Source organism: Mesorhizobium sp. WSM4822, assembly GCF_055811155.1.
The window spans coordinates 1-2,500 of sequence record NZ_JBVVQM010000048.1 but is presented as its reverse complement, the minus strand read 5'-3'; the positions used below and the strand labels follow the sequence as shown (position 1 = coordinate 2,500).

Below are 2,500 nucleotides of genomic sequence, written 5' to 3'. Positions count from 1 at the left end.
TAGGGGTGAAAGGCCAATCAAACTCGGAAATAGCTGGTTCTCCGCGAAATCTATTTAGGTAGAGCGTCGACCGAATACCCCAGGGGGTAGAGCACTGGATGGGCTAGGGGTCCTCACCGGATTACCAAACCTAACCAAACTCCGAATACCTGGGAGTACTAGTCGGCAGACACACGGCGGGTGCTAACGTCCGTCGTGAAAAGGGAAACAACCCTGACCTACAGCTAAGGTCCCCAAGTTATGGCTAAGTGGGAAAGGATGTGAGGATCCCAAAACAACCAGGATGTTGGCTTAGAAGCAGCCATCATTTAAAGAAAGCGTAACAGCTCACTGGTCTAAATAAGGGTCTTTGCGCCGAAAATGTAACGGGGCTAAAGCCATACACCGAAGCTTAGGGTTTGGTCCGCAAGGGCCAAGCGGTAGCGGAGCGTTCTGTAAGCTGATGAAGCCATACCCGTGAGGGGTGGTGGAGGTATCAGAAGTGCGAATGCTGACATGAGTAACGTAAGGGGAGTGAGAGACTCCCCCGCCGAAAGACCAAGGGTTCCTGCTTAAAGCTAATCTGAGCAGGGTTAGCCGGCCCCTAAGACGAGGCGGAAACGCGTAGTCGATGGGAACCACGTTAATATTCGTGGGCTTGGAGGTAGTGACGGATCATTGAGGTAGTCCAATCTTATCGGATTGAACGGGCTGCTGCGTGGTTCCAGGAAATAGCTCCTCCTTATAAACCGTACCCGAAACCGACACTGGTGGTCTGGTAGAGTATACCAAGGCGCTTGAGAGAACTATGCTGAAGGAACTCGGCAAATTGCACGCGTAACTTCGGAAGAAGCGTGACCCTTTTCTACGCAAGTAGAGGAGGGTGGCACAGACCAGGGGGTAGCGACTGTTTATCAAAAACACAGGGCTCTGCGAAGTCGCAAGACGACGTATAGGGTCTGACGCCTGCCCGGTGCTGGAAGGTTAAGAGGAGGGGTGCAAGCTCTGAATCGAAGCCCCAGTAAACGGCGGCCGTAACTATAACGGTCCTAAGGTAGCGAAATTCCTTGTCGGGTAAGTTCCGACCTGCACGAATGGCGTAACGACTTCCCCGCTGTCTCCAGCATAGACTCAGTGAAATTGAATTCCCCGTGAAGATGCGGGGTTCCTGCGGTTAGACGGAAAGACCCCGTGCACCTTTACTATAGCTTTACATTGGCATTCGTAGTGGCATGTGTAGGATAGGTGGTAGGCTTTGAAACCTGGGCGCCAGCTCAGGTGGAGCCACCCTTGAAATACCACCCTTATTACTATGGATGTCTAACCGCGGCCCGTTATCCGGGTCCGGGACAATGTATGGTGGGTAGTTTGACTGGGGCGGTCGCCTCCTAAAGAGTAACGGAGGCGCGCGATGGTGGGCTCAGAACGGTCGGAAATCGTTCGCTGAGTGCAATGGCATAAGCCTGCCTGACTGCGAGACTGACAAGTCGAGCAGAGACGAAAGTCGGTCATAGTGATCCGGTGGTCCCGCGTGGAAGGGCCATCGCTCAACGGATAAAAGGTACGCCGGGGATAACAGGCTGATGACCCCCAAGAGTCCATATCGACGGGGTTGTTTGGCACCTCGATGTCGACTCATCGCATCCTGGGGCTGGAGCAGGTCCCAAGGGTATGGCTGTTCGCCATTTAAAGCGGTACGTGAGTTGGGTTCAGAACGTCGTGAGACAGTTCGGTCCCTATCTGCCGTGGGTGTAGGAATATTGAAAGGATCTGTCCCTAGTACGAGAGGACCGGGATGGACGGATCTCTGGTGGACCTGTTGTGGCGCCAGCCGCATAGCAGGGTAGCTATATCCGGACGGGATAACCGCTGAAGGCATCTAAGCGGGAAACCCACCTTAAAACGAGTATTCCCTGAGAACCGTGGAAGACGACCACGTTGATAGGCCGGGTGTGGAAGAGCGGCAACGCTTGAAGCTTACCGGTACTAATAGTTCGATCGGCTTGATCGTTCTCATTCCTTATGCTCATCGCTCCAAATCGGAGGATGACAGGCACAAAAAAGACCAGCGAATAGCCCCGAGAGGCACCCGACAGCTCCGCTGCCGATGCCTCTTTGTGCTCCTTCGCTCAAAAGCTTCTCGAACAACGTGCGTTTTGCCGACCTGGTGGTTATGGCGGAGCGGCTGCACCCGATCCCATTCCGAACTCGGCCGTGAAACGCTCCAGCGCTGATGGTACTTCGTCTCAAGACGCGGGAGAGTAGGTCGCTGCCAGGTCTGCTAAACGCACGTTGAACTCACATCCAATCGGATGGAGTGATATCTTCTCTTTATGAAATGGCCCGCCAAGGGATCACGGGCCGCGTAAGCGGCCCTTTCATTTGGTCAGCCATATACCTATCTGTAGGCCTCGGCTTACACAAAAAAGCAAGCAAACGCTTGCTTAGGAACGCAAGCAAGCGCTTGCTTAGATTAGCAAGCAAACGCTTGCTAAGATTAGCAAGCAAACGCTTGCTAAGA

At 53.6% G+C, this 2,500-nt stretch carries 2 rRNA genes (1 of these 2 cut by a window edge); both read left to right on the top strand.

Annotated features, from left to right (window positions below):
• Window positions 1-1,990: ribosomal RNA gene (locus AC0L3E_RS34305) — 23S ribosomal RNA — on the top strand; it begins 832 nt to the left of the window's first position.
• Window positions 1,991-2,142: 152 nt separating this feature from the next.
• Window positions 2,143-2,257: ribosomal RNA gene (gene rrf, locus AC0L3E_RS34300) — 5S ribosomal RNA — on the top strand.
• Window positions 2,258-2,500: the final 243 nt, after the last annotated feature.